Raw genomic sequence first — 562 nt, forward strand, 5'->3', positions numbered from 1 at the left:
CCTGCTGGCCTATGTGGATAAGCAGGTAGAGAAAGCCATTGTGCAGGGTACGACGCTGGCCGAGTTCAAAGAGCAGCTCATACCCACACTGCAGCGGGCAGGCTGGTGGGGGCGTGGTGATGTGGTCGACCCGGCGACAGGCAAGGTGCTGGCAGCGGGCGCGCAGCTTGGCTCGGCATGGCGGCTGGAGACCATCTTTCGTAGCAACCTGCAGAGCGCCTATTCGGTGGGCACGTGGACGCAAATCCAGCAGAACATATCCACCGCACCTTATCTCATGTATGACGCCATCGAGGACGACCGGGTCAGGCCCGAGCACCTGCAGTGGAACGCCACCGTCGCAGCCGTCACCGATCCCTTCTGGAAACAGCACTACCCTCCGAACGGTTGGAACTGCCGGTGCGGTGTGGTTCAGATGACGAAGGAGGAAGTAGAAGACAACAGCCTGGCAGTCACGATTCCGAAAACAGAAACAAGAGCCTGGACGAATCCCCGCACCGGAAAAGTCCGGATGGTGTCCACCAGCGTCGACCCCGGATGGGATCACAACCCGGGAGAGACA

1 protein-coding gene is annotated in these 562 nt (G+C 60.5%); it reads left to right on the forward strand.

Features of this window, described 5'->3' with window-relative positions:
• Positions 1-562: phage head morphogenesis protein (locus E1189_RS02075; protein WP_196221052.1), on the forward strand; the 562-nt coding region annotated here is incomplete at both ends.

Source organism: Parendozoicomonas verongulae, assembly GCF_009711465.1.
Classification (GTDB): Bacteria; Pseudomonadota; Gammaproteobacteria; order Pseudomonadales; family Endozoicomonadaceae; genus Sansalvadorimonas; species Sansalvadorimonas verongulae.